Source organism: Sphingomonas sp. Leaf4 (genome assembly GCF_920939515.1).
Lineage (GTDB): Bacteria > Pseudomonadota > Alphaproteobacteria > Sphingomonadales > Sphingomonadaceae > Sphingomonas.
Genome location: NZ_CAKLBB010000002.1, coordinates 316064 through 341054 on the forward strand (window position 1 = coordinate 316064; position 24991 = coordinate 341054).

Consider the following 24991-nt stretch of genomic DNA (forward strand, 5'->3'; position numbering starts at 1 on the left):
CGGGAGAATCGCGTTACGTCGATCGTCCGGGCTATCGCGCCGCCGCCTCGTGCCAGTCCGACCCGGCCGGGAGCGCCTCCGGCGGGGCGTGGCGGCGGATCAGGGTGCGGATGGCTTCGTTGATCGGTTGCCATTCGGGATTGTCGAGATTGGTGGTCCACGTCCGGCTCTGCCCGCCGGCGATGCGTTCGAGCGCGGCAGGGGTGCCGTCGACGTCCATGCCGTTGTCGCGGGTAAGCTTGGGCAGGAGGCTGTCGACCAGCAGGAAGAAGGCGCGCTCTTCCTGCCGGGGCACGTTGAAGCGGTAGCGTTCGCGCGGACGGCCGCCGTCCCTCGGGGTCACGACCAGCACCGCCTTGGCCGGGGCGCCGAGCGCATGGACCGCGATCTGGAACGCATAGGCGTGGTCGGAAAAGCTCGGCTGGGCGACGAAGCGCAGCCCGTCGAGCGGCGCGGGGGCGAGCGTGTGGGCGAGGCGCGCCTGGCCTTTACGCAGCGGATCGCGGGTCGGGGTGTCGATCGGCGCGGTCCTGTAGGCGGTCGACGCCTTGGCGTCGCGCGCCTCGCGCGGATCGTTGACGAGGAGATAGGCCGCCAGCGTCAGGCCGACGAGGATCGCCAGCGGCACGATGATGCCGAGCAGCTTCCTCATGACGCCGCCTTCGCCAGCCCGCGCGAAATCTGGAGCGCGGCGTTGAGGCGCGCCTGCGGATCGGCGAAGCTGCGGCTGACGACCAGCTTCATGTCGGGACGCAGCTTGGCGGTGCCGTTGAGCTTGTCGACATAGGCGAGCAGCCCGTCGACGTTGGGGAATTTATCCTCGTGGAAGCTGACGATCGCGCCTTTCGCGCCGACGTCGATCTTGGCGATGCAGGCTTTCTTGGCGTTCAGTTTCGCCTCGATCAATTGCAGCAGATTGGCGGTCGCCAGCGGCAGCTTGCCGAACCGGTCGATCAGTTCGGCGGCGAAGGCATCGATCCCGGCGCGATCCTCGACATCGGTCAGGCGGCGATAGAGGCCCATGCGCAGGTCGAGATCGGGGACATACTCCTCGGGGATCAGGATCGGCGCGTCGATGGTGATCGTCGGCGAATAGTCCTTGGGCGCGTCGTCGCGTAAGCCCCCGGCCTTGGCGTCGAGGATCGCCTCTTCCAGCATCGACTGGTAGAGTTCGAAGCCGACCTCCTTGATATGCCCCGACTGTTCATCGCCGAGCATGTTGCCGGCCCCGCGAATGTCGAGGTCGTGGGAGGCGAGCTGGAACCCCGCGCCCAGCGATTCGAGGTCGGAGAGGACCTTCAGGCGCTTTTCCGCCGCTTCGCTCACCAGCCGTTCGGGCGGCGTGGTCATATAGGCATAGGCGCGGGTCTTCGACCGGCCGACGCGGCCGCGCAACTGATAGAGCTGCGCCAGGCCGAACTTGTCGGCACGGTTGATGATGAGCGTGTTGGCCGAGGGGATGTCGAGGCCGCTCTCGACGATGGTGGTCGAGACGAGCAGGTCGTAGCGCTTGTCGTAGAACGCCGACATGCGTTCCTCGACCTCGGTCGGGGCCATCTGGCCGTGGGCGACGACATAGCGGATCTCGGGGATTTCCTCCGACAGGAACTTCTCGATCTCGGGCAGGTCGGCAATGCGGGGCGTGACGAAATAGGCCTGGCCGCCGCGATAATGTTCGCGCAGCAATGCCTCGCGCAGCACCACCGGGTCCCATGGCATGATGTAGGTGCGCACCGCGAGGCGATCGACCGGCGGGGTCTGGATCACCGACAGCTCGCGCAGGCCCGACATTGCCATCTGCAATGTGCGCGGAATGGGGGTGGCGGTCAGCGTCAGGACATGGACGTCGGCCTTCATCGCCTTCAGCCGTTCCTTGTGGGTCACGCCGAAGCGCTGTTCCTCATCGACGATGACGAGGCCGAGGCGCTTGAAGTCGACCTGTTTCGACAGCACGGCATGGGTGCCGACGACCACGTCGATCGTGCCGGCGGCAAGGCCCTCGCGCACTTTCTTCGCCTCGGTCGCGGTGACGAGGCGGCTGAGGCGGCCGATCTCCATCGGGAAGCCCTCGAAGCGCGCCTTGAAATTGTTGTAATGCTGGCGGGCGAGCAGCGTGGTCGGGCAGACGATCGCGACCTGCATGCCGGCCATCGCCGCGACGAAGGCGGCGCGCAGGGCCACCTCGGTCTTGCCGAAGCCCACGTCGCCGACGACGAGCCGGTCCATCGGGCGGCCCGCGCCCAGATCCTCGATCACGTCGGCGATGGCGCGTTCCTGATCCTCGGTTTCCTGATAGGGAAAGCGATCGACGAAGGCGGGATAGCCGCCGCTGTCGGGTTCGGCGATGTCGGCGGGACGCATCGCGCGCTTGGCGGCGGTGGCGATGAGGTCGCCCGCGATCTCGCGGATGCGCTCCTTCATCCGCGCCTTGCGCCGCTGCCATGCCTCGCCGCCCAGCCGGTCGAGCGATGCGCCTTCCTCGCCCGCGCCATAGCGGCTGAGGACTTCGAGATTCTCGACCGGCACGTAGAGCTTGTCGCCACCGGCATATTCGAGCGCGACGCAGTCGTGAGGAGCCTTGGCCACCGGCACCTGCGTCAGCCCGACATAGCGGCCGATGCCATGATCGGCATGAACGACGAGATCGCCGGGCGAGAGCGTCGCGAGTTCCTGCAGAAAGGCGTCGGTGTTCTTGCGACGCTTGGCACGGCGGACGAGGCGGTCGCCGAGCATGTCCTGTTCAGTCAGGACGGCCACGTCGGCACCGGTGAAACCGTGGTCGAGCGGCAGGACGACGAACGAGACGGTCGACTTCGCCCCGCCCAGCGCCTGTTGCCAGGTTTCGACGGTCGACACGCCGGTCAGGTCGTGATCGGCGAGCAGACCCATCAGCCGTTCGCGCGCGCCTTCGGAATAGCTGGCGAGGATCGGCTTGCGACCCTGTTTGCGAAGCGCCGCGATGTGATCGACGACGGCTTCGTAGATATTTGCCTGTTGCGTGCGTTCGGGGGTGAAGTCGCGCGGGGAGGCGACGTCGAAATCGACGACGGTGGCGCTTTCCGGTTCGTGGAACGGCGTGAGCTGGTGCGCGGCGGCATCCGACAGGCGGTCGGTCCATTCGTCGGCCGACAGGTAGAGCGCGTTGGGCAGCAGCGGGCGGTAGCTGCCCGGATCACTGGTCTGCGCGCGGACGCGGTTGGTGTGATAGTCGGCGATCGATTCGAACCGCGCCTCGGCGGCGGCGGGGACGCCGGCGTCGCGCACGATCACCGCATCGGGCGAGAGGTGGTCGAAGAAGGTTTCGAGCCGGTCCTCGAAGAACGGCAGCCAGTGTTCCATGCCCGACAGGCGGCGGCCGTCGCTGATCGCCTGATAGATCGGATCACCGGTCGCGGTCGCGCCGAATTTCTCGCGGTAGCGGGTGCGGAAGCGCTTGATCGATTCCTCGTCGAGCAATGCTTCGGACGCGGGGAGCAGGGTGAAGCCGTCGACGCGGCCGGTGGTGCGCTGATCCTCGGGCGCGAAGGTGCGAACCGTCTCGATCTCGTCGCCGAAGAAGTCGAGGCGCAGCCCCATCTCCGATCCCGAGGGCCACAGATCGACGAGGCCACCGCGCACCGCGAATTCGCCCGCATCGTGAACGGTGTCGACGCGGTTGTAGCCATTGGCTTGCAGCAGCGCGGAGAGGCGCGGAAGCGAGATGCGCTCGCCGGGTGCAAGGCGCGCGACCAGTTGGCGGATGCGGAACGGGGTCAGCGTGCGCTGGGTCGCGGCGTTGACCGTGGTCAGGATCAGGCGCGGACCCTTGGGCTTGCTCTGGAGCGCGTGGAGCGCGGCGAGGCGTTCGGCCATGGATCGCAGCGTGGGGCTGGCGCGGTCATAGGGGAGGCAGTCCCACGCCGGGAACTGGAGGATCGTCAGGTCGGGCGCGAAGAACGGCGCGGTCGCGGCAATCGCGCGCATCGCCGATTCGTCGGGGGCGATATGGACGAGATCGCCCTTCGCTCCCCGCGCGAGATCGGCGAGGAGGACGGGGAGGAAGCCTGCCGCCACGCCCGCGAGGGTGAGGCTGCGGGGGGCGGACAGGATCTTGGAAAGGTCGGGCATTTTGATCCTATAGCCCTCTCCCCTTCAAGGGAGAGGGTTGGGAGAGGGGGCGAGGACGGCGTTCGTGGCATTCCCCTCTCCCCGGCCCTCTCCCCTGAAGGGGAGAGGGAGTTATCTGGCGACCGGTACGAAATCCATCGCGCGCATCGCGTGGAGGACGGGGTGGTCGAACTGCGCCGGCGCGGGCTGGACGCCCATCGCCCATGCCATGATGTCGACGTCCTGTTCCTCCAGAAACGTTTCGAACCAGTCCATGTCGGCGTCGCTCCATGTCGCCGAATGCTGGTCGAAATAGCCGCCGATCATCAGGTCCGCCTCGCGCGTGCCGCGATGCCAGCTTCGGAATTTCAGGCGTTTGAGGCGAATGTCGCGATCCATCGACGCTTCCTTGGGGGCAAAGGGACAGCGAGGCTCGCCCGATCGGCAAACTCGCGATAGGGAGGGCAGATAGTCATGCGTCCCGAACTCCTCAACCCGCTGTTCGCCGAAGTCACCTCGCTCAAGGGCGTGGGGCCGGCGCTTGCCAAACCGCTCGACCGGTTGAAGCTTCACCGCGTCGTCGACGTGGCGTTTCATTGCCCCAACGGCTGGGTCGACCGGCTGAAACGCGACGAGTTGATGGCGCAGGATGCGGGGCGGGTGATCGCGATTCCGCTGACCGCCGTCGACTACCGGGTAAGCGCCGGGCGCGGGCCGACACGGGTGCGTGCCGAGGACGCGCATGGCAACAGCGTGAACCTGACCTATTTCGGCGGATCGTCGGGCTGGGCCAAGAAGCTGCTGCCGCTTGGCGAAACGCGGCTGGTGTCGGGCAAGCTCGAAACCTATGGCCAGGAATTGCAGATGGTCCACCCCGACTATGTCTTGCCGCCCGAAGAGGCGGCGAGCCTGCCCGAGCGCGAGGCGATCTATCCGCTGTCCGAAGGACTGACCTCGCGCCGGCTGGGGCAGTTGGCGGCGCAGGCGATCGAGCGAGCGCCGGACTTGCCCGAATGGATCGAGCCGAGTTTGCTCGCCAAGCGCGACTGGCCGGCATGGCGCGAGGCGCTGACGCGGGTCCATGCCGATCCATCCGACGCGAAGGCAAAGGAACGGCTGGCCTATGACGAGGTCTTCGCCAACCAGTTGGCGCTGATGCTGGTACGCGGCGAGGCGCGCTCGCGCAAAGGACGGGCGCTGACCGGCGACGGGCGGCTGCGTGGGCGGCTGGACCTGCCGTACAAGCCGACGGGGGCGCAGGCGCGGACGATCGGTGAGATCGAGGGCGACATGGCGCAGGTGCAGCCGATGCTGCGGCTGCTTCAGGGGGACGTGGGGTCGGGCAAGACGCTGGTCGCGCTGATGGCGCTGCTGATCGCCGTCGAAGGCGGCGCGCAGGGGGCGTTGCTGGCGCCGACCGAAATCCTCGCGCGGCAGCATTATGCGACGCTGCAACGCCAACTGGCCGGGACCGGCGTGAGCGTGGCGGTGCTGACCGGCCGCGACAAGGGGCGGGTGCGCGAGGGCGTGCTGATGGGGCTGGCGGCGGGTGAGATCGACATATTGATCGGCACGCATGCGATCTTTCAGGAAGCGGTCGGCTACCGCGATCTGGGGCTGGTGGTGGTCGACGAGCAGCACCGCTTCGGCGTGGCGCAGCGGATGATGTTGCAGGACAAGGCGGCGGTGCCGCCGCATCTGCTGGTGATGACCGCGACGCCGATCCCGCGCACGCTGACGCTGGCGCAATATGGCGAGATGGACGTCAGCCGGCTCGACGAGATGCCGCCGGGACGCGAACCGATCGAGACGGCGGTGATGCCCGAGGAGAAGCTCGACGCGGTGATCGACGGCCTCGCGCGGCATCTGTCGGCGGGGAAACAGGCCTATTGGGTCTGCCCGCTGGTCGAGGAGAGCGAGAAGTCCGACCTCGCCGCCGCCGAGGCGCGGGCGGAGGCGCTGCGCGCGCGGTTCGGCGACAAGGTGGCACTGGTCCACGGCCGGATGAAGCCGCTGGAAAAGGACGCGGTGATGGCCGAGTTCGCCGCCGCGCGGACCGGCGTGCTGGTGGCGACGACGGTGATCGAGGTGGGCGTCGACGTGCCCAACGCCACGCTGATCGTGATCGAGGCGGCGGACCGCTTCGGTCTGGCGCAGTTGCACCAGTTGCGCGGGCGGGTGGGGCGCGGCGGCGGCAAGTCGGTGTGCGTGCTGCTGCGCGGGAATGCGCTGTCGGAAACGTCGCGGGCGCGGTTGGCGCTGATGCGCGAGAGCAACGACGGCTTCCGCATCGCCGAGGAGGATCTGCGGCTGCGCGGCGGCGGCGAACTGCTCGGCACGCGGCAGTCAGGCGAGGCGATGTTCCGGCTGGCCGAACCCGACATGCTCGGCGCATTGCTGCCGGTCGCGAACGACGATGCGCGGCTGCTGATTGATCGCGACGGCGGGCTGACGGGACCGAGGGGGCAGGCGGCGCGGGTGGCGCTGTACCTGTTCGAGCGCGATGGTGGTGTGAAACGGTTGCGATCGGGATGATGACTCCCCTCCCTGACAGGGAGGGGTTGGGGGTGGGTCGGTCTGCGAGGGAACGGTAGCATCCGCCTCGAACCTACCCACCCCCGTCCCCTCCCTTTCAGGGAGGGGAGAACGTCAGCCCTTCACCACCAGCTTCACCAACTGCCCCGGCACCAGCCGGGCGTCGTCACCCAACCCGTTCAGTGTCAGGAAGCGTTCGCGCTGATAGTCGCCATAGGCCATCTGCCGGGCGAGGCTGTCGATCGTGTCGTTCGCGCGGACAGTGGCGATGCGGATGCGCTTGCCGGTGATCGCGCCCGCTTCGGCCTGGGTCAGCGGAGCGAGGCTTTGCAGCAGCGACTCGAACGGGCCGATGCCCTGGCCCGCCGGGGTCACGATCTGGAAGAGATAGGTTGCCGAGGGGTAGCGATAGGCGGCGACCGTCACGTCGACCTGCCGGTTGTTGGCGGTGGCGCGGGTCGAGGCGATCGCGACGTCGATGCCGTTGATCCGCGTGACCCGTGGTTCGGACACGTTCTGCGCGCCGAGCGCGGTCAGCCGCTGGCGGGCGACGCTGGCCGGATCGCCGGCGGCCGCCATGCGGAATTCGGCCTGCCCGCCCTGACCGGCGATCGTCACCGCATCGGTGCCGTTGGCGATGGTGTAGCCCGACGGCGCGGTGAAACGAATGCGCAGGGCCGGGTGGCGGAAAATGCTGCCGTCGATCACGCCCTGCGCGGGATCGTCGTCGTAGCGCAGGCCGTCGAGCATCCGCAGATAGGTGACGTCCTGCGCCGGCTGCGTGGTGGTGCCGCCGGCCTGGGCAGCCAGTGCCTCGGCACGGCGGACGCGCTCGGCACCATTGGGGTGGGTGCTCATCCACGTCGGCACGGCAGTGGCGTCGCGACCCGAGGTCTGCTGGCCAAGCGCCTGTGCCTCGTTCAGTTGTGACAGCGCCTCGGCCATGCCGATCGGGGCATAGCCGGCGGCGGTGGCATAGCGCACGCCGAACTGGTCGGCCTGATATTCCTGATTGCGGCTGTACGACAGCGTATAGAGCTGCGAGCCGATACCGGCGACGCGGCCGAGGATGTCGCTGCCCGTCACCGCGCCAAGGCCGGCGGCGAAGAGATTGCCGATCGTCGAGCGGGTGCTGCGCGAATTGCTGTGGCGCGCGGCGACATGGCCGACTTCGTGGCCGAGCACGGCGGCCAGTTCCGCCTCGCTGTTCATCAGCGCCAGCAACTGGCGGGTGACATAGACATAGCCGCCGGGGATGGCGAAGGCGTTCTCGACCGGCGAGTTGAGCAGGGTGACGGTGAAGTCGCCGCTGGCGTTCGACAGGCCCGATTGCAGCGCGACCCGCTTGCCGATGCGTTCGACATAGGCCGACTGTGGACCGCCATAGGCACCGCCATATTGGGCGATGAGCTGCGGATTGGCCTGCGCGCCCTGCGCGCGGTCGCTTTGCGAAATCGATCGCGTCTGCGCCATGACGGGTGCGCTGACGCTTGCCGCCACCAGCATCGCCGCCGTCCAGATCCGTGCCGTCATTCGTCGTCCCCGTTGGTTCGTTTCCCTCGAATACGTTGCGATAGGGCAACGGTTCCGTATGGCGGATGAACGGCACGCCGGAGCCGGCTGGGCCTTTGCGCTTGCATTGCGCAAACGTATCGGTTTGTATGGAACGAAGCAAGAACGGGGCAAGTGATATGGCGCGGTTGAACTATCTGGAACTGCCGGTCGCGGCGACGGGGGCGGCCAAGGACTTTTATGCGGCGGTGATGGGCTGGTCGTTCACCGACTTCGGGCCGGACTACGCCGCGACGACCAGCGGCGATACCGATGTCGGACTGGACGCCGATACGGTGCTGACCATGCTGCTGCCGGTGATCGAGGTCGACGATCTGGAGGCGACGCTGGCGGCGGTCGAGGCGTCGGGCGGCGTGGTGGTGCAGCCCATCTTCGCCTTTCCTGGCGGGCGGCGGTTCCACTTCCGCGATCCCGACGGCCATGTGCTGGCGGCGATGGTGGCAGAGGCGTGACAGCGGGCCGATCACTGCGATAGGTTGTAGCGAACAGCCGGGGGGATTGGCATGATCGGGACGATGATGGCGCTGGTGCTGGGCGTGCAGGCGGCGGGGGCGGCCGACCTGCGCCAGCCGGGCAATGTGGTAAGCGCGTTGCAGGCGGCGGGCTACAAGGCGCAGTTGAAGCTCAACAAGGACGGCGAACCCTTTATCGAGAGCGCGACCAACGGCGACCCGTTCACCATCGACTTCTATGAATGCGACGGATTGAAGGACTGCAAGTCGATGCAGTTTTCGTCATGGTACAAGAAGGAGCCGATCTTCACCCCGGCGGTCGCCAACGAATGGAACGCCAAGCGGCGCTTCCTGAAGGTCGCGGTCGATTCGGACGGCGACATGCGCCAGTTTCTCGACGCGACGGTGGTCGGCGGCATGAGCCAGGCGCAGTTCGCCGAGGTCGTCCAGTGGTATAGCGACATGGACGGCATGTTCGCGACGTTCCTGAAAGAGAAGCGCGAGGCGGCGAAAGGCAAGGTCGCGGGGAAATAGGGGACCTTAAAATTAATCCTTCCACCTCGCAACAGGCGTCATCCCAGCGAAGGCTGAGATCTCCCCGTCGTAGCACACAGCAGGAGCCGCTTGAGGCCCCAGCCTTCGCTGGGGCGACGCTTCTGGTTGGGTGGATCAGACACTACCGCTCCAGCAGGCGCGGCATCAGTTCGACGAAGTTGCAAGGGCGGTGGCGAATGTCGAGCTGTTCGGCGAGGATGCCGTCCCAGCCGTCCCTGACCGCGCCGGTGGAGCCGGGGAGCGCGAAGATATAGGTGCCGCGCGCGACACAGGCGGTGGCACGCGACTGGATGGTCGAGGTGCCGATCTTGGCGTAACTCTGCCAGCGAAAGAGTTCGCCGAAGCCGGGGATCAGCTTGGTTGCGACCGCCTCGACCGCTTCGGGGGTCACGTCGCGACCGGTGACGCCGGTGCCGCCAGTGGTGATGATGCAGTCGATCGCCGAATCGTCGATCCACGCATGGAGCCGCGCGACGATCGTCTCGACATCGTCGCGCACGATCACCCGGTCGGCGAGGACATGGCCCGCACCCTCGATCCGCGCGACGAGCGTGTCGCCCGAGCGATCCTCGGCCAGTCCGCGCGTGTCGGAGACGGTCAGGACGGCGATGCGGACCGGAACGAACGCCCGGCTTTCGTCAATTGGCATCGGCCACCCGGGTCGCGCGGTTGGCGACGACGCGGACGGCGGCGGCACCGGGGAGCCCCGGGAATTTCGGCCACATCCCCTGCGCCAGCGCCGAGCGGCTGGCCGAGGGTTTGCCCGCCTGCTTCTCGTACATCCAGTAGTTGCGCAGCACCGTCATCACATAACCGCGCGTCTCCCAATAGGGGATCGATTCGATGTAGAGCAGCGGATCGCCACCGTCGCGCGATTGCAGGTTCCATGCCTCGACCGGGGTCGGCCCGGCATTATAGGCGGCGATGACCTTGGGCAGTAGCCCGCCGGTAAACGGCCGGTCGCGCAACTGCTCCAGATAGCCTTGGCCGACCGCCATGTTGATCTGCGGCTTGGCCAGCGACGCCTTGTCGAGCGTCAGGCCATGGGCACGGGCATAGTCGGCGAGCGCGCCGGGGCGGACCTGCATCAGCCCCTTGGCCCCCGCCGGGCTGACGACGTCGGCATCGAAGCGCGATTCCTGCAATGTGTGGGCGAACACCAGCGCCTTGTCGACGCGCCAGCCGCCCTCGGGCGTCCAGTCGGGCGACGGGTAACGTGCTTCGGCCAGCGGACGGGCGCCCTGCGGGCCGTTGTGCGACAGCCACAATTGCGTCGCGGGGAGGTTCAGGTTGCCCGACAGGCGGGTGAGCGCAGCATAATCGTCCGCCCCGCCGATCCGCGCCTGATGGCGCAGCACCCGGTCGGCGAGCGTATCCTCGCCGACCTCGACCAGCGCCGCCGCGACCTTGACGTTGGGGCGGCGTTCGAGCGCGCGCCAGTCGGCGGTAACGGGGGCGGCCTTGTCGCCGCGTCCCTCGACCAGCCCCAGCGCCTGACGCGAGAGCAGCCCGTAATAGGTTTCGCCATATTGCGCGGCGGTCTGCAACCGGGCCTGCACCAGATCGGGCCGGCCGCAGGCGATGTCGGCGCGCGTCGCCCAATACAGCCCGGCCGAGCGCAGTTCGGTGTCGGCGGCGCGCTGCGCGACGCTGGCGAAGGCGTTCTGCGCGGCGGCGCAATCCTGCTGCCGCCATGCCGCCAACCCCTGCGTCCAGTCGGCTTGTGCCGCCCAGTCGCCTTGCCCGCGCTGGGCGATGGCCGACAGGCGGCGGGCGTTGGCATCGTCGCCGCCGACGAAATAGATCCACGCGACGCGGCCCTGCATTTCGGTGAGGGCTTCGGGGGTGAGGTCGGCGGCGCGGGTGGCGATCAGCGCTTCGGCGGCGGCGCCGTCGTCGGCCTTCACATAGGGTTTCATCGCCTCCAGCAACTGCGCGGCGGCGGTGTCGCTGCGCACCGCGCGGGCGCGGACGCGCACCGGGGCGGCATCGAACCAGATCAGGCGTTGCTGCGCGGGCAGGTCGGGCAGGGCATCGGCACCGCGCAGCTTGGCGAGGCGGGCGAGGTCGGGGGCCTGCGGCAGATCGGGCGCTTCGGTAAGCAGCGCCATCAGTTGGGGCAGTTCGACCTTCGGCGACCCCTTGGCCATGAACAGTTCGGCGCGGGCGACGGCGTGGAGCGGCCCGGGCTTCATCGCGTTCAACCGCAATTGTGCGTCGGCCCATGCGCCGGAGCGGATCGCGGCGAAGACCGCACGATACGCCTCGCGATCTTCGGGGTTTAGTTGCGGCGGGATGCGCGGTTCGGCGGCGGCGACGGCCGATCCGCGTCGGGGCGCGTCGTCGTCGGCCCGCGCGGGGGTCGACAGGGCGGGCAGCATCAGCGCCGCGAACACGAAGGGAGCAAGCTTCACGTGTCGGTTTCCCTGATAAGCAACTGCAGGTCGCGCCACACCTCACCCTTATATTGCGGTCGGTCGAGCAGGAACCGCGGATGAAGGGTGGCGACAGTCGGGCAGGATATTCCGCCATGGTTAAGATCGCGTAAACCACCGCGCCGCCCGTCGGGGCCGAGCACGGCATGGCACGCCTCGCGCCCGAACAGCAGCAATTGCTGCGGCTGGGCGAGGGTGACGAGGCGGCGGGTGAGGTCGTCGAGCGTATCGAGCGCGTTGAGAGGAATCCGCCCCGACAGCGGCCGGGCGAGCGCTACGCCGGCGATGGCGACGCTCTCGCGCGACTGGCCGATCGCGGTCAGCATCCGGTCGAGCAACGCGCCGACCGGGCCGGTCATCCAACCCGATTCGGGTGTATCGCTTTCCTCGGGCAGATCGGTGACGATCAGCAACGGCACCCCCGGCGCGATGGCGAGCGGCACTACGGCCGCGTTCCACGCCGCTTCGGGCGCGTTGTCGCCGCCGCGCCACGCAAGGAAAGCGTCGAGCGTGTCGGGCGGCAGGTCGGGCGCGGCGAGCGCGGTCGCCGCGACGGCGGCGGGGGTCGCGGCCGGCAGGGGCGCGGCGAACCAGTCGCGCGGATCGTCCTCGACCAGCACGTCGACGCCCGCGTCGCGCCACCATTCGAGGGTGCTCGCCGCCGCTTCATGCCAATCGATATGCTGGTCCGCCCCCATCGCGCCGTTAAGGCGGTCCTTGACCTCCCCGTCAATCTGCCCAAATCGGGTACAAGGACAAGCCGTTGCAGCGGCGCGACGACAGGGGTCGGCGCGGGGCCGCCCGAGAGGACATGAGAGAGATGAGCGAACGGGAATCGATGCCCTATGACGTCGTGATCGTCGGCGCGGGGCCGGCCGGCCTTGCCGCCGCGATCCGGCTGAAACAGGTGGCGGCGGAAACCGGCGAGGAAATCGCGGTCTGCGTGCTGGAAAAGGGATCGGAGGTCGGCGCGCACATCCTGTCGGGCGCGGTGTTCGATCCGCGCGCGCTGGACGAGCTGTTGCCCGACTGGCGGACACAGGGTTGCCCGATGGCGGAGGTGCCCGTCACCGAAAACCATCACTGGCTGCTGACCGAGCAGGACAGCAGCGAGGTGTCGCACCGCATCCTGCCGCCGTTCATGCAGAACAAGGGTACCTATACCGGATCGCTCGGCAATCTGACCCGCTGGCTGGCCGAACAGGCCGAGGGGCTGGGCGTCGAGATTTTCCCCGGCTTCGCGGCCGCCGAAATCCTCTATCACGACGACGGATCGGTGAAGGGCGTCGCGACCGGCGACATGGGCGTGGCGCGCGACGGGACGCGCAAGCCCGACTGGCAGCCGGGGCTCGAACTCCACGCCAAATATCTGTTCCTCGCCGAAGGGGTGCGTGGGCACCTGTCGAAGCAGATTATCCGCAGCTTCGATCTGGCGAAGGACAGCCAGCCGCAGGTCTATGGTCTGGGCATCAAGGAATTGTGGGACATTCCGGCGGAGAACCATGTGCCCGGCCGGGTGATCCATACCCAGGGCTGGCCGCTCAGCGAAACGCGCGGCACCAACGGCGGCGGGTTCCTGTATCATCAGGCGAACGGGCAGGTGGCACTCGGGCTGGTGACATGGCTCAACTACGCCAATCCGCACCTCTCGCCGTTCCACGAGATGCAGCGGTGGAAGACCCATCCCGCCATCGCCGCGATCCTGAAGGGCGGCAAGCGCGTGTCCTATGGCGCACGGGCGATCAACGACGGCGGGTGGCAGTCGGTGCCCAAGCTAACCTATCCCGGCGGCGTGCTGATCGGGTGTTCGGCGGGGTTCCTGAACGTGCCCCGGATCAAGGGCATCCATACCGCGATGAAGAGCGGCATGATGGCCGCCGAAGCCGCGTTCGCCGCGATCCGCGACGGCCGCTCGGGCGACGAGCTGACCGCGTACACCGCCGCCTATGAGGCGAGCTGGGTGTATGAGGAACTGCGCAAGGTGCGCAACGTCGTGCCGCTGGTGAAGAAGTTCGGCGATTTCGTCGGATCGGGAGTCGCCAATGCCACGATGTGGGCGGAACATTGGGGCCTGCGGATGCCGTTCACGCTCGGCCATCATCCCGATCACGAGAGCCTGTGGCGCAAGGATCAGGTGAGCGCCCCGGTCTATCCGAAGGCCGATGGCGTGCTGAGCTTCGACCGGTTGTCGTCGGTGTTCCTGTCGAACACCAACCACGAGGAGGACCAGCCGGTCCACCTGACGCTGAAGGACCCCAACGTGCCGGTCGAATACGACCTGCCGCTGTATGACGAACCGGCGCAACGTTATTGCCCGGCGGGGGTTTACGAAATCGTGGGGGCGGACACCGATCAGCCGAAGTTCGTCATCAACGCGCAGAACTGCGTCCATTGCAAGACGTGCGACATCAAGGACCCGACGCAGAACATCAACTGGGTCGTGCCGGAAGGCGGCGGAGGACCGAATTATCCGAACATGTAGCTTGGCGCTGATCGCCGCCGCACTCGCGGCGGTGCCGGCCTATGCCGATGTGCCGCGCGGCAACGCCGACGGCGCACTGTCCGCCTATGTCCGCGCCCGTGCGGCGGACGATGCCGGACAGGTGGGCGTGGCGGCGGCAGGCTATGCCGCCGCGCTCGCCGCGCAGCCGGGCGATCCGGTCATCGCGGTGCGCGCGCTGCGCGAGGGGCTGGCGAGCGGCGACCTGCCGCTGGCGCGGCGGGCGGGCGCGGTGCTGCGCGCCGCCGATGTCGCGCCGGCCGACATCGAACTGCTCGCCTTCGCCGATGCGCTGGTCGCACGTGATGCCGCCGGGCAGCGCGCGGCGCTGGTGCGGTTGCAGGGGACGCCGATCGCGTTCCTCGCCCCCATGATGGCGGCATGGACCGGCGCGGCGACGCCGACGGAGGCCGAGGCGAGCGGCGGGGCGATCGCGCGGCGCTATGGCGCCGAGAACCGCGCGCTGCTGCTGCTGGCCGACCGGCGGACGGTGACACAGGGCGCGGCGGCGGTACGCGCCTTGCTCGGTAGCGACAGCCGCAACCTCGACCTGCGGTTCAACGCTGCGCAACTGTTGGCCAGTGCCGGGGAGCGCGATGCCGCGCGGGCGTTGCTGGCGGGTAGCGATCCGGTGCTGGCGCGCGCCGCCGCGACGATCGGGCGGGGCGAGAAGGGCGATGCGCGCTTCGGCGTGTCGCGGCTCTATGCGCGCATGGCGGGCGACCTGTCGGCGGAGGGGACCGAACCGCTGGCGATCCTGCTGGCGCGCGCCGCGCTGGTGCTCGATCCGGGCTATCACCGCGCGCGCCTCGCGCTGGCGGATTCGCTGGCGCGCGAAGGGGCGAGCAGGGCGGCGCTGGCCGAACTGTCGGTGATCCCGCCCGACGATGCGTTCAACCCCAGCGCGGTGGCGCTGCGCATCGCCCTGCTGCAACGTGGCGGCGACACGGCGGCGGCGACGCAACTGGCGCGGGTGCAGGCGGCGACCCAGCCCGCCAATATCGCGGCGCAGCGGCAATATGCCGACCTGCTGCTCGACACCGGGCAGCCACGCGAGGCAGCGGCGGCCTATGCCGCGACGATCGAGCGCGCCGGGGCGGGGGCGGAATGGACGCTGTACCTGCAACGCGGCGCGGCGCTCGATCAGGCGGGCGACTGGGCGGCGGCGCGGCCGATGCTGGCGCGCGCGGTCGAACTGGGGCCCGACGAGCCGGCGGCGCTCAACTATCTGGGCTATGCCGACATCGAACATGGTGGCGACGTGCGCAAGGCGACGGCGATGCTGGAGCGCGCACACGCCCTGTCGCCCAAGGACCCGGCGATTGCCGATTCGCTCGGCTGGGCGAAGTTCCGGCAGGGCGATCTGGCAGGCGCGCTGCCGCTGATTGAGGGCGCGGCGCGGCAGGCCCCCGACGATGTCGAGATCAACGAGCATCTCGGCGACCTGTATTGGGCGGCCGGGCGACGCTACGAAGCACGCTATGCGTGGCGCGCGGCGGCGGTATCGGCGAGCGAGGCGGACGCCGGGCGGCTGGCGAACAAGGTTGCGAACGGCCCGGCTTCGTAGCAAGCGCGGGGACGATGATCGTCGAACCGGCCCCCGCCAAGCTGAACCTCGCCCTGCACGTCCGCGCCCGGCGCGACGATGGCTATCACGAGCTGGAAACGCTGTTCGCGTTCGTGACCGATGGCGACCAAGTGACGATCGCCCCCGCCGACGTCGATTCGTTCGCGATCACCGGGCCGTTCGGCGCGGGGCTGGCGGGGGAGGGCGATAATCTCGTCACCCGCGCGCGCGATGCGTTCCGCGCGGTGTTCGGTGAGGGCGACGCCCATGCGATCACGCTCGACAAGCATCTGCCGGTCGCCTCGGGCATCGGCGGCGGATCGGCCGATGCCGCCGCGACGCTGCGGGCGATGGCACGCGGCTCGGGCGTGGCGGCGGACGATCCCCGGTTGATGACCATCGCCGCCGCGCTCGGCTCCGACGTGCCGGCGTGTCTGGTCGGGCGGACGATGATCGGGCGCGGACGCGGCGAACGGCTGGAGCCGATCGAAGCACCGCATTGGCCGGTGCTGCTGGTGAACCCCGGCGTCGCGGTGTCGACGGCGGCGGTGTTCGCCGGCTGGGACCGGATGGATCGCGGCCCGCTGGCGCACGGCGATGCGCTGACGATCGCGCTGGCCGGGCGCAACGACCTCGAAGCGCCCGCACGGGCGCTGGCCCCGGCGATCGATGTGGTGCTGGCGCTGCTGGAGACGCAGCCGGGGGTCACGCTGGCGCGGATGTCGGGATCGGGAGCGACCTGCTTCGCGCTGTTCGCCGACGCCGCCGACTGCCGGGCCGCCGCTGCCACGGTCGCCGCCGCGCAACCGGGCTGGTGGTGTCTCGAAACGGCACTCGCGTGACAGCGATTTGTATCAATCCGGGACGGCCCCGGTGTTGCCCCGCAGGGTGGAGCATCTGGCCCGATCCTTGCTGGGAGTCCCACGCGGATCAGACGCCAGGAGCGGGACGTCCGTGGACGGCCTCGTCAGACGCCGTCCGCCCTGTCGGGCACGGCGCATGACGGTCGCCGCGACCATCGATGGCGGCGACCGCAGCCTGTTGCTGCTGGCCGACCATGCCGGGGCCGGCGTGCCCGACGACATCGCCATTCCGCCGTACCTGCTCACGCTGCACGTCGGGGTCGATCTCGGCACCGACGCGCTGACCCGCGCGCTGGCCGAACGGCTGGACGCGCCGGCGATCCTCGGCACCGTCTCGCGCCTCGTCATCGATCTCCACCGCGAGAGCGATCATCCCGGGCTGATCCCGGTGGTGTCCGATGGCCATGCGATTCCGGGCAACGTCGGTGCCGACCGGGTCGATCACATCGCCCGGTTCCATGCGCCCTATCATCGTGTGATCCGCGCGGCGGTGCGTCGCGACCGGCCGCGCCTGATCGTCGCGATTCACAGCTTCACGCCGCGCCTCGAAACCGGCGGCGGCCCGCGGCCGTGGGAAGCCGGCATCCTTTATGGCCGCGACGATCGCGCGGCGCGGCCGGCGCTGGCCTTCCTGCGTGAGCAGGCCATCGTCACCGGCGACAACGAACCCTATTCCGGCCGGCGGCTGAACGCGACGCTCAACCGCCATGCCGTGGCGCAGGGCATCGCCTCGCTCTCGGTCGAGGTACGCAACGACCTGATCGCCGACGACGCCGGGGTGGCCCGCTGGTGCGATCTGCTCGCGCGGATGATCGCGCGGGTACGTAATTCTCTTGCGCTCGAAGGGGGCTTGGCGACATAGGCTGTCGCCCATGACCCAGAACTTCGACAAGTCGCGGCTGCCGAGCCGCCATGTGTCCGTCGGCCCCGAACGCGCGCCGCATCGCTCCTATTATTACGCGATGGGCATCGCCGAAGAGGATATTGCCAAGCCGTTCGTCGCGCTTGCCTCCGCCGGCAACGACAGCGCGCCATGCAACACGACGCTCGATTTCCAGGCCGATGCCGCGCGTGCCGGCGTGGTCGCGGGCGGCGGCATGCCGCGCCGCTTCAACACCATCACCGTGACCGACGGCATCGCGATGGGCCATCAGGGGATGAAATCCTCGCTGGTCAGCCGCGAGGTGATCGCTGATTCGGTCGAACTGTCGGTGCGCGGCCATTGCTATGACGCGCTGGTCGGCTTCGCCGGGTGCGACAAGTCGCTGCCGGGGATGATGATGGCGATGCTGCGGCTGAACGTGCCGTCGATCTTCGTCTATGGCGGATCGATCCTGCCCGGCCGGTTCGAGGATCGCGATGTGACCGTCGTCGACGTGTTCGAGGCGGTGGGACGCTATGCGGCCGGCACGTGTCCGCTGCACGATCTGACCGCGCTGGAGAAGGTCGCCTGTCCGGGCCACGGTGCCTGCGGTGGACAGTTCACCGCCAACACCATGGCCTGCGTCGGCGAGGCGATCGGCCTGTCGCTGCCCAATTCGAACATGACCCCCGCCCCCTATCGCAGCCGCGAGGAAATCGCGGTCGCGGCGGGCAAACAGGTGATGGAGCTGGTGCGTCTCAACCTGCGCCCGCGCGACATCGCAACGCGCGCCGCCTTCATCAACGCCGCGCGCGTGGTGGCGGCGACCGGCGGGTCGACCAACGCCGCGCTGCACCTGCCGGCGATGGCGAGCGAGGCGGGGATCGACTTCGACCTGTTCGACGTGGCCGAGGCTTTCAAATCAACGCCTTATGTCGCGGACCTCAAGCCCGGCGGCAAATATGTCGCCAAGGATATGTATGAGGCTGGCGGCGTCTACATGCTCATGAAGACGATGCTGACGAACGACCTGCTCGACGGCAACTGCATGACCGTTACCGGCAAGACGCTGGGCGAGAACATCGACGAAGTGACGTGGAACCCCGACCAGAAGGTCATCTACGACGTGAAGACGCCGCTGTCGCCGACCGGTGGGGTCGTCGGCTTGCGCGGCACGTTGGCCCCGAACGGTGCGATCGTGAAGGTCGCGGGGATGAAGCGGTTGCAGTTCACCGGCACCGCGCGCGTGTTCGATTGCGAGGAGGATGCCTTTGCCGCCGTCGAGGCGCGCAGCATCACCGAAGGCAGCGTGCTGGTGATCCGCTACGAAGGGCCGAAGGGTGGCCCTGGCATGCGCGAGATGCTGTCGACCACCGCCGCGCTCTATGGCCTCGGCATGGGCGAGAGCGTCGCGCTCATCACCGACGGGCGCTTCTCGGGCGCGACGCGCGGCTTCTGCATCGGCCATGTCGGACCGGAAGCGGCCGAAGGCGGACCGATCGCGCTGGTCGAGGATGGCGACATCATCACGATCGACGCCGAAGCGGGGACGATCGACCTCGACGTCGCGCCCGACGTGCTAGCGGAGCGGCGCTCGCGCTGGCAACCGCGCGTCAACGACTATCAATCGGGCGCGCTATGGCGCTATTCGACGACGGTCGGTCCCGCCTGGCAGGGGGCGGTGACGCACCCGGGGGCGAAAGCCGAACGTCATGTCTATGCGGATATTTAACGGTCTTGCCGTCGCCCTGCTGGTTGGCGGGTGCGGCGGCGGTACGGCCGACACCGGCGTGCTGGCCAATGTCGAGGCCGAACAGCGTGCGGCGGCAGAGGAAAGCGGGCTGATCGAATGTTCCCCCGGTGCGGATGCGCCGTTCGCGCGGGACTGCACGATCGAACAGACCGCCTCGACCGAGGGTACGGTGCTGACCGTCCACCAGCGCGACGGGGCATTCCACCGCCTGCTCATCACCCGCGACGGTCGCGGCGTGGTGGCGGCGGACGGATCGGAAGCGGCAAAGGTCGCCATATTGGGCAAGGACCGGATCGAGGTCGCGATTGGCGGCGCACGCTATCGCCTGCCCGCCACGGTCGGACCGGTGGCGAAGCGTTGAAACGTCTGCCATCCGCCGCGCCGATCCTGTCGGCGGCGGCGATGCGCGACGCCGAGGCCGCCGCCTTTGCCGCCGGGGTCGATCAGGACGATCTGATGGAGCGCGCTGGCCTTGCGGTGGCGCAGATGGTGCAGCGCGTGGCGATGGGGCGCGACGTGCTGGTGCTGGCGGGGCCGGGGAACAATGGCGGCGATGCCTTCGTCGTTGCCCGGCTGTTGCACCAATGGGGCCATGACGTGACCGTCGCGGCGATGCCCGGCAGCAACGAGGGCAGCGCGGCGCGGATGCGGGCGCGCTGGCGCGGCGGCACGACGCCGCCGGCCGAGGCGCCGCCGCGCGCGGTGCTGGTCGACGGACTGTTCGGCACCGGGCTCAACCGGCCGCTGGCGGCGGAGGTCGCCCGGCCGCTCGCCGCGCTGATCGCGGCGGCCGATACGGTCGTGGCGATCGACGTGCCGAGCGGGTGCGACGCCGATGCGCGACAGGACCTGACCGCCGCGGCACGCGCCGACGTCACGGTGGCGCTCGGTGCGCTCAAGCCGGTTCACTGCGCCGATCTGGACCGCTGCGGGACGGTGGTGCTGGCCGATCTGGGCATCGACCTGCCCGACGCGATCCGCACCATCGCCCGGCCGGTCATCGCCGCGCCACAAGCCGACGCGCATAAATATCGTCGCGGGCTGGTCGCCGTGCTGGGTGGGGCGATGCCGGGGGCCGCCCGACTGGCGGCGCGGGCGGCCTTGTCGGCCGGGGCGGGCTATGTCGTCCTTGCCGGAGAAGGGACGCCGGGCGGACCCGATGCACTGGTCCATCGCCCGGTGGACAGCGACGCGGCGCTGGCCGAACTGGTGGGTGACGATCGGCTGGCGGCGCTGCTCGTCGGGCCGGGGCTGGGTCGTGACACGGCGGCATGGCGGTTGATCGATGCGGCGATGGCGAGTAGCGCGCCGCTGGTGCTTGACGGCGATGCGCTGTCGCTGCTGGGCAGCGACGGGGTCGGCCGGATCGCGCAGCGACGCGGGCCGGCATGGCTGACACCGCATGCCGGAGAGTTTTCGCGTATGTTTTCAGAACGATCGAGCAATAAGCTCGAAATGACGATAGCTGCTGCCAAAGCGGCACGGGCGACGATCGTCCACAAGGGACCCGACACCGTGATTGCTACGCCCGATGGCCGAGCCGTCGTCGCGGCGGGTGCGTCGTCGTGGCTGTCGACGGCGGGGACGGGCGACGTGCTCGCCGGTATCCTCGCCGCGCGACTGCGGCCGGGGCAGGCGGCGGCGGCCGAACAGGCGGTGTGGCTGCACGGCCGTGCCGCGCGCCTTGCCGGGCCGGCGTTCGTCGCCGATGCGCTGATCGACCATCTGCCGGCGGCGATTTCCGAATGTCGCTAGACGGCGACGTGATCGTCCGCGTCGCGGCGAAGGGCGACGGGGTGACTGCCGATGGCCGCCACGCGCCGCTGGCCGCGCCCGGCGACCGCCTGCTCGGCGACGGCACGCTGATCGCCGGCCCGCATCGGCAGGTGCCGCCGTGCCGCCATTTCCCGGGCTGTGGCGGATGCCGGTTGCAGCACCTCGACCCACCCAGCGAAGCGGCGTTCGTGACCGAGCGGGTGAGCGGGGCACTTGCCGGGCAGGGGCTGTCGGGGATGGTGCGCCCGGCGCTGCTGTCGCCGCCGCGCACCCGGCGGCGGGCGACGCTCCACGCCGAACGGCGCGGTCGGCAGGTGACGCTGGGGTTCAGCGAGAGCGCTAGTCACCGGATCATCGACCTTGCCGAATGCCATATCCTGTTGCCGTCGCTGTTCGCTGTCGTCGCGCCGCTGCGCACGTTGCTGGCGACCGCGCTCAAGGACCGGTCGCGCGCCGACGTGCATCTGGCGCAGGTCGATCAGGGGGTCGATGTGCTGATCGCCGGGCCGATCGCTGATGGGCTGGCGGCGGCCGAGGGGCTGACCCGGTTTGCGCAAAGCCATGGGCTGGCACGGCTGTCGATCGACGACGGCTATGGCGCGGAGGCACGCTGGGAGCCCGAGCCGGTGACGATCACGCTGGGCGGCGTCCCCGTGCCGTTCCCGGCGGGCAGTTTCCTGCAAGCGACGGCGGACGGCGAGGCGGCGCTGGTCGCGGCGGTCGACGCGGCGATCGGCAACGCGGCGATCGTCGCCGATCTGTTCGCCGGGCTCGGCACGTTCACCTTCACTCGCCCGGCGCGGACGCGGGTCTATGCCGGCGAGGCGGGACGCGAGGCGATCACCGCGTTGAAGGCCGCCGCCGGCCGCGCGGGGCGGGTGGTCGCCGCCGACCATCGCGACCTGTTCCGCCGCCCGCTGACCCCGGCGGAGGCCGAGCGGTTCGACGCGATCATCCTCGATCCGCCACGCGCCGGCGCACGCGAGCAGGCGACGACGCTGGCGCAGGCAAAGGCGCCGATCATCGCCTATATCTCGTGCAATCCCAGCAGCTTCGCGCGCGATGCGAAAATGTTGTGTGAAGGCGGCTACCGGCTCGACTGGGTCCAGCCGGTCGGCCAGTTCCGCTGGTCGACGCATGTCGAACTGGTCGCGCGGTTCGTGCGCGACGATGTCACCCCGGATAGTCCGCGCCGGTAAAGAACAGCCCGTCGGGCGGCGCGTTCAGCCACAGCGCCGACCGGTCGCGCGCGGCGAGGATCGCGGCAAGGTCGTCGGGGATGCGGCGACCCTGCCCGACCAGCGCGAGGCAGCCGACCATCGATCGCACCTGATGATGCAGGAACGAGCGCGCGGCGGCGTGGATGCTGATCGTGTCGCCGTCCTGTGTCACCGCCAGCCGGTCGAGCGTGCGCAGCGGACTGTCCGCCTGACAATGCGCCGAGCGGAAGGTGGTGAAATCGTGTCGCCCGACCAGCCGTTCCGCCCCGGCCGCCATCGCCGCCACGTCGATCGGCTGCGGCACCCGCCATGCGAGGCCATGGGTGTGGGTCAACGGCGCGCGACGGTTGACGATGCGATAGACATAGGACCGACGCATGCACGAGAAGCGCGCGTGCCACTCGTCGGCGACCACCCGGCAATCGAGGATCGCGACCGGATCGGGCCGCAGGCAGGCGTTCAGCGCCTCCATCAGCCGGAACGGCGCGATCGTCTTCACGACATCGGTATGCGCGCGCATCGCGGTGGCATGGACCCCGGCGTCGGTACGCCCGGCGGCGTGGACGGTCGCTTCTTCCCCGGTGATCTGCCGCAGCGCGCGTTCGATCGCGCCCTGCACGCTGGCGCCTTCGCTCTGCCGTTGCCAGCCGACGAAGGGGCGGCCGTCATATTCGACGACCAATGCGAACCGGGTCATGCGATGCGCGTGCCCGCCGGGATGGGAAAGCCGCGCAGCATCTCTTCGGCGGAGGTCGCGCTGCGTCCGGCGCGCTGGACCACGGTCGGGATCAGCACGCCTTGCGCACAGGCGATCTCCAGCGCGCCGCCGACGACGATGCCGGGTTCGGCTCCGGCGGTATCGGGATCGACATGGGCGGCCAGCACCTTGATCCGCTCGCCGTTCACCTCGAGAAACGCGCCGGGGGCGGGGTTGAACGCACGCACTTGCCGCTCGACCTGCACCGCGCTGCCCTCAAAGCGCAGCCGCGCCTCGGCCTTGTCGATCTTGGGCGCATGGGTCATGCCCTCGCTCGCTTGTTCGACCGGCGGATAGCGATCGGGATTGGCCAGCACGTCCAGCATCAGCCGCGCGCCCATCGCGCTCAATTCCTGCGCCAGATCGCCGGCGGTCTTGTCGGCAATCGGCGTACGCCCCTCCAGCCGCACCGGGCCGGTATCCATCCCCGCCGCCATCTGCATGATGCCGACCCCGGTTTCGGCATCACCGGCAAGGATCGCGCGCTGGATCGGCGCGGCCCCGCGCCACCGCGGCAGCAGCGAGCCATGGACGTTGAGACAGCCGAGCCTCGGCGCGTCGAGCACCACGCGCGGCAACAACAGACCGTAGGCGGCGACCACCGCGACATCGGCGTTCAGCGCCGCAAACGCCGCCTGTTCGTCCGCTCCTTTCAGGCTGACCGGGGTCCGCACCGCGACGCCCAACTGCTCGGCGAGCCGCTGGACCGGCGAGGGGGTCAGCGCCTTGCCCCGCCCGGCACGGCGCGGTGGCTGGCTATAGGCCGCGACGACAGTATGGCCGGCATCGACCAGCGCCTGAAAAACCGGCACCGCAAACTCGGGCGTGCCCATGAAGATGATCCGCATGACCGCCTCTCGACACCGTGGCGCTCGGGGTTGCAACCCCCTATCTTGGGAGCGATGGCTTCTCCCGAAATCGATGCGCTGACCCAGGCGCTGTCCCGGCTTCCCGGGCTCGGTCCCCGTTCGGCGCGGCGCGCGGTGCTGCATCTGGTCAAGAAGCGCGAGACGGCGCTCGATCCGCTGCTGGTCGCGCTCGACCGGGTGGCGCGGCGGCTGGCGACCTGTTCGACCTGTGGCAACGTCGACACGACCGATCCGTGCGCGGTCTGCACCGATCCCCGGCGCGACGACCGGTCGCTGTGCGTCGTGGAGGAAGTTGCCGACCTATGGGCGCTCGATCGCTCGCGGCTGTTCCCCGGCCGGTTCCATGTGCTGGGCGGGCGGCTGTCGGCGCTGGAGGGGGTGCGGCCCGACGACCTGTCGATCGACGCGCTGGTCGCGCGGGTCGCGGCGGGCGGCATCGACGAGGTCGTGCTGGCGATGAACGCCACGCTGGAGGGGCAGACGACGGCGCATTACATCGCCGAGCGGATCGAGAAATATCCGGTGCGCCTGACCCAGCTCGCCCACGGCCTGCCGGTCGGCGGCGAACTCGATTATCTGGACGAAGGCACGCTGGCGCAGGCGCTGCGCGCGCGTCGCCCGGTCGCTTGACGGCATGGGATATGCTAGTAGCTAGGCGGTCATGGCTATTCTTCCGATCATCGAGATCCCCGATCCCCGCCTCCGCCTCGTCTCGGAACCCGTCGAGGGGCTGACCGACGAGGTCAGGACGCTCATCGCCGACATGTTCGAGACGATGTACGACGCGCCGGGCATCGGCCTTGCCGCGATCCAGGTCGCGGTGCCGTGGCGCGTGCTGGTGATCGACCTGCAGGAAGAGCAGGATGAGGAAGGCAAGCCGGTGAAGGCGCCCCATGCGTTCGTGAACCCTGAGATCGTCGAGACGTCGGAGGAGCATTCGGTCTATCAGGAAGGCTGTCTGTCGATCCCCGAACAGTTCGCCGATGTTGTCCGCCCGGAGCGGTGCCGCGTGACGTGGACCGACCAGCATGGCGTGGGCCATGACGAATGGCTCGACGGGCTGATGGCAACGTGCCTCCAGCACGAGATGGACCATCTGAACGGCGTGCTGTTCATCGACCACCTGTCGCGGCTGAAACGTGACATGGTCATCAAGAAGCTGAACAAGGCACGCAAGGCGGCGTAACGC

General features: G+C 69.2%; 22 protein-coding genes. 13 read left to right on the plus strand and 9 right to left on the minus strand.

The genetic code is table 11. The features are described from left to right. Positions 1-31: 31 nt before the first annotated feature. From LRA89_RS03975 to LRA89_RS03985, 3 genes are all read right to left on the minus strand, one after another. The gene (locus tag LRA89_RS03975; RefSeq protein ID WP_230769090.1) at positions 32-652 is read right to left on the minus strand and encodes a hypothetical protein; all 621 of its coding nucleotides are present in this window, start codon (positions 650-652) and stop codon (positions 32-34) included. After that, the gene (gene mfd / locus LRA89_RS03980) at positions 649-4107 is read right to left on the minus strand and encodes a transcription-repair coupling factor (protein ID WP_230769091.1); all 3459 of its coding nucleotides are present in this window, start codon (positions 4105-4107) and stop codon (positions 649-651) included. The genes LRA89_RS03975 and mfd overlap by 4 nt, the downstream gene beginning before the upstream one ends. Before the next feature lie 111 nt (positions 4108-4218). Beyond that, on the minus strand, positions 4219-4485 hold the full coding sequence (locus LRA89_RS03985) for an FAD assembly factor SdhE (protein ID WP_230769092.1): 267 nt from the start codon (positions 4483-4485) through the stop codon (positions 4219-4221). Positions 4486-4560: 75 nt separating this feature from the next. On the opposite strand from LRA89_RS03985, the gene recG reads away from it, so the two are divergent. Continuing rightward, positions 4561-6621, plus strand: coding sequence for an ATP-dependent DNA helicase RecG (recG, locus tag LRA89_RS03990; RefSeq protein WP_230769093.1), 2061 nt, complete (start codon positions 4561-4563; stop codon positions 6619-6621). Between the two features lie 114 nt (positions 6622-6735). Here the strand turns inward: recG and LRA89_RS03995 are convergent, their stop codons facing one another. Continuing rightward, positions 6736-8154: a M48 family metalloprotease gene (locus LRA89_RS03995; RefSeq protein ID WP_230769094.1), complete on the minus strand. Its 1419-nt coding sequence runs from the start codon at positions 8152-8154 to the stop codon at positions 6736-6738. 158 nt (positions 8155-8312) lie between these two features. On the opposite strand from LRA89_RS03995, the gene LRA89_RS04000 reads away from it, so the two are divergent. Together LRA89_RS04000 and LRA89_RS04005 are read left to right on the plus strand one after the other, a co-directional pair. After that, positions 8313-8645 (plus strand): VOC family protein, encoded by a 333-nt coding sequence (locus LRA89_RS04000; RefSeq protein ID WP_230769095.1) that lies wholly within the window; start codon positions 8313-8315, stop codon positions 8643-8645. 51 nt (positions 8646-8696) lie between these two features. Continuing rightward, on the plus strand, positions 8697-9179 hold the full coding sequence (locus LRA89_RS04005) for a YbjN domain-containing protein (RefSeq protein ID WP_230769096.1): 483 nt from the start codon (positions 8697-8699) through the stop codon (positions 9177-9179). 142 nt (positions 9180-9321) lie between these two features. Here LRA89_RS04005 and moaB read toward each other — a convergent pair whose 3' ends face one another. From moaB to LRA89_RS04020, 3 genes are read right to left on the minus strand one after another with little or no spacing between them, the layout of a single operon-like run. Continuing rightward, positions 9322-9849: a molybdenum cofactor biosynthesis protein B gene (gene moaB / locus LRA89_RS04010; protein WP_230769097.1), complete on the minus strand. Its 528-nt coding sequence runs from the start codon at positions 9847-9849 to the stop codon at positions 9322-9324. Beyond that, positions 9839-11581 (minus strand): lytic transglycosylase domain-containing protein, encoded by a 1743-nt coding sequence (locus tag LRA89_RS04015; RefSeq protein ID WP_230769227.1) that lies wholly within the window; start codon positions 11579-11581, stop codon positions 9839-9841. The genes moaB and LRA89_RS04015 overlap by 11 nt, the downstream gene beginning before the upstream one ends. A 29-nt stretch (positions 11582-11610) precedes the next feature. After that, entirely contained in the window at positions 11611-12333 is a 723-nt protein-coding gene (locus LRA89_RS04020; protein WP_230769098.1) for a uracil-DNA glycosylase family protein, read from the minus strand. A 122-nt stretch (positions 12334-12455) separates the two neighbouring features. Here LRA89_RS04020 and LRA89_RS04025 point away from each other — a divergent pair, with 122 nt between their 5' ends. The 8 genes from LRA89_RS04025 (at position 12456) to LRA89_RS04060 (ending at position 22155) form a co-directional block, all read left to right on the plus strand. Continuing rightward, the gene (locus LRA89_RS04025; RefSeq protein ID WP_230769099.1) at positions 12456-14117 is read left to right on the plus strand and encodes an electron transfer flavoprotein-ubiquinone oxidoreductase; all 1662 of its coding nucleotides are present in this window, start codon (positions 12456-12458) and stop codon (positions 14115-14117) included. 1 nt (position 14118) lies between these two features. Next, positions 14119-15702 carry a tetratricopeptide repeat protein gene (locus LRA89_RS04030; protein WP_230769100.1) on the plus strand — a complete coding sequence of 528 codons (1584 nt, stop codon included), beginning with the start codon at positions 14119-14121 and terminating at the stop codon, positions 15700-15702. Between the two features lie 14 nt (positions 15703-15716). Further along, a complete protein-coding gene (locus LRA89_RS04035; protein WP_230769101.1) occupies positions 15717-16544 on the plus strand; it encodes a 4-(cytidine 5'-diphospho)-2-C-methyl-D-erythritol kinase in 828 nt (275 codons plus the stop codon). Positions 16545-16701: 157 nt separating this feature from the next. After that, on the plus strand, positions 16702-17427 hold the full coding sequence (locus LRA89_RS04040) for an N-formylglutamate amidohydrolase (protein WP_230769102.1): 726 nt from the start codon (positions 16702-16704) through the stop codon (positions 17425-17427). A gap of 10 nt (positions 17428-17437) precedes the next feature. Further along, positions 17438-19159 (plus strand): dihydroxy-acid dehydratase, encoded by a 1722-nt coding sequence (gene ilvD, locus LRA89_RS04045; protein WP_056494283.1) that lies wholly within the window; start codon positions 17438-17440, stop codon positions 19157-19159. After that, positions 19140-19541: a hypothetical protein gene (locus LRA89_RS04050; RefSeq protein WP_230769103.1), complete on the plus strand. Its 402-nt coding sequence runs from the start codon at positions 19140-19142 to the stop codon at positions 19539-19541. The genes ilvD and LRA89_RS04050 overlap by 20 nt, the downstream gene beginning before the upstream one ends. Then, positions 19538-20935, plus strand: a complete 1398-nt coding sequence (locus LRA89_RS04055; RefSeq protein WP_329958503.1) for an NAD(P)H-hydrate dehydratase — start codon at positions 19538-19540, stop codon at positions 20933-20935. The genes LRA89_RS04050 and LRA89_RS04055 overlap by 4 nt, the downstream gene beginning before the upstream one ends. Continuing rightward, positions 20926-22155 carry a class I SAM-dependent RNA methyltransferase gene (locus LRA89_RS04060; protein ID WP_230769104.1) on the plus strand — a complete coding sequence of 410 codons (1230 nt, stop codon included), beginning with the start codon at positions 20926-20928 and terminating at the stop codon, positions 22153-22155. The genes LRA89_RS04055 and LRA89_RS04060 overlap by 10 nt, the downstream gene beginning before the upstream one ends. On the opposite strand, the gene truA is transcribed toward LRA89_RS04060, so the two are convergent. Together truA and fmt are read right to left on the minus strand one after the other, a co-directional pair. Next, positions 22130-22873: a tRNA pseudouridine(38-40) synthase TruA gene (gene truA, locus LRA89_RS04065; RefSeq protein ID WP_230769105.1), complete on the minus strand. Its 744-nt coding sequence runs from the start codon at positions 22871-22873 to the stop codon at positions 22130-22132. The two genes, LRA89_RS04060 and truA, sit on opposite strands and share 26 nt — an antisense overlap. Next, on the minus strand, positions 22870-23781 hold the full coding sequence (fmt, locus tag LRA89_RS04070) for a methionyl-tRNA formyltransferase (protein ID WP_230769106.1): 912 nt from the start codon (positions 23779-23781) through the stop codon (positions 22870-22872). Before fmt ends, truA begins: the two co-directional genes overlap by 4 nt. Positions 23782-23835: 54 nt before the next feature. On the opposite strand from fmt, the gene recR reads away from it, so the two are divergent. Together recR and def are read left to right on the plus strand one after the other, a co-directional pair. Next, positions 23836-24432 (plus strand): recombination mediator RecR, encoded by a 597-nt coding sequence (gene recR / locus LRA89_RS04075; protein WP_055755829.1) that lies wholly within the window; start codon positions 23836-23838, stop codon positions 24430-24432. Between the two features lie 31 nt (positions 24433-24463). Continuing rightward, positions 24464-24988 carry a peptide deformylase gene (gene def / locus LRA89_RS04080; RefSeq protein ID WP_230769107.1) on the plus strand — a complete coding sequence of 175 codons (525 nt, stop codon included), beginning with the start codon at positions 24464-24466 and terminating at the stop codon, positions 24986-24988. The last annotated feature ends 3 nt before the right edge of the window (positions 24989-24991 follow it).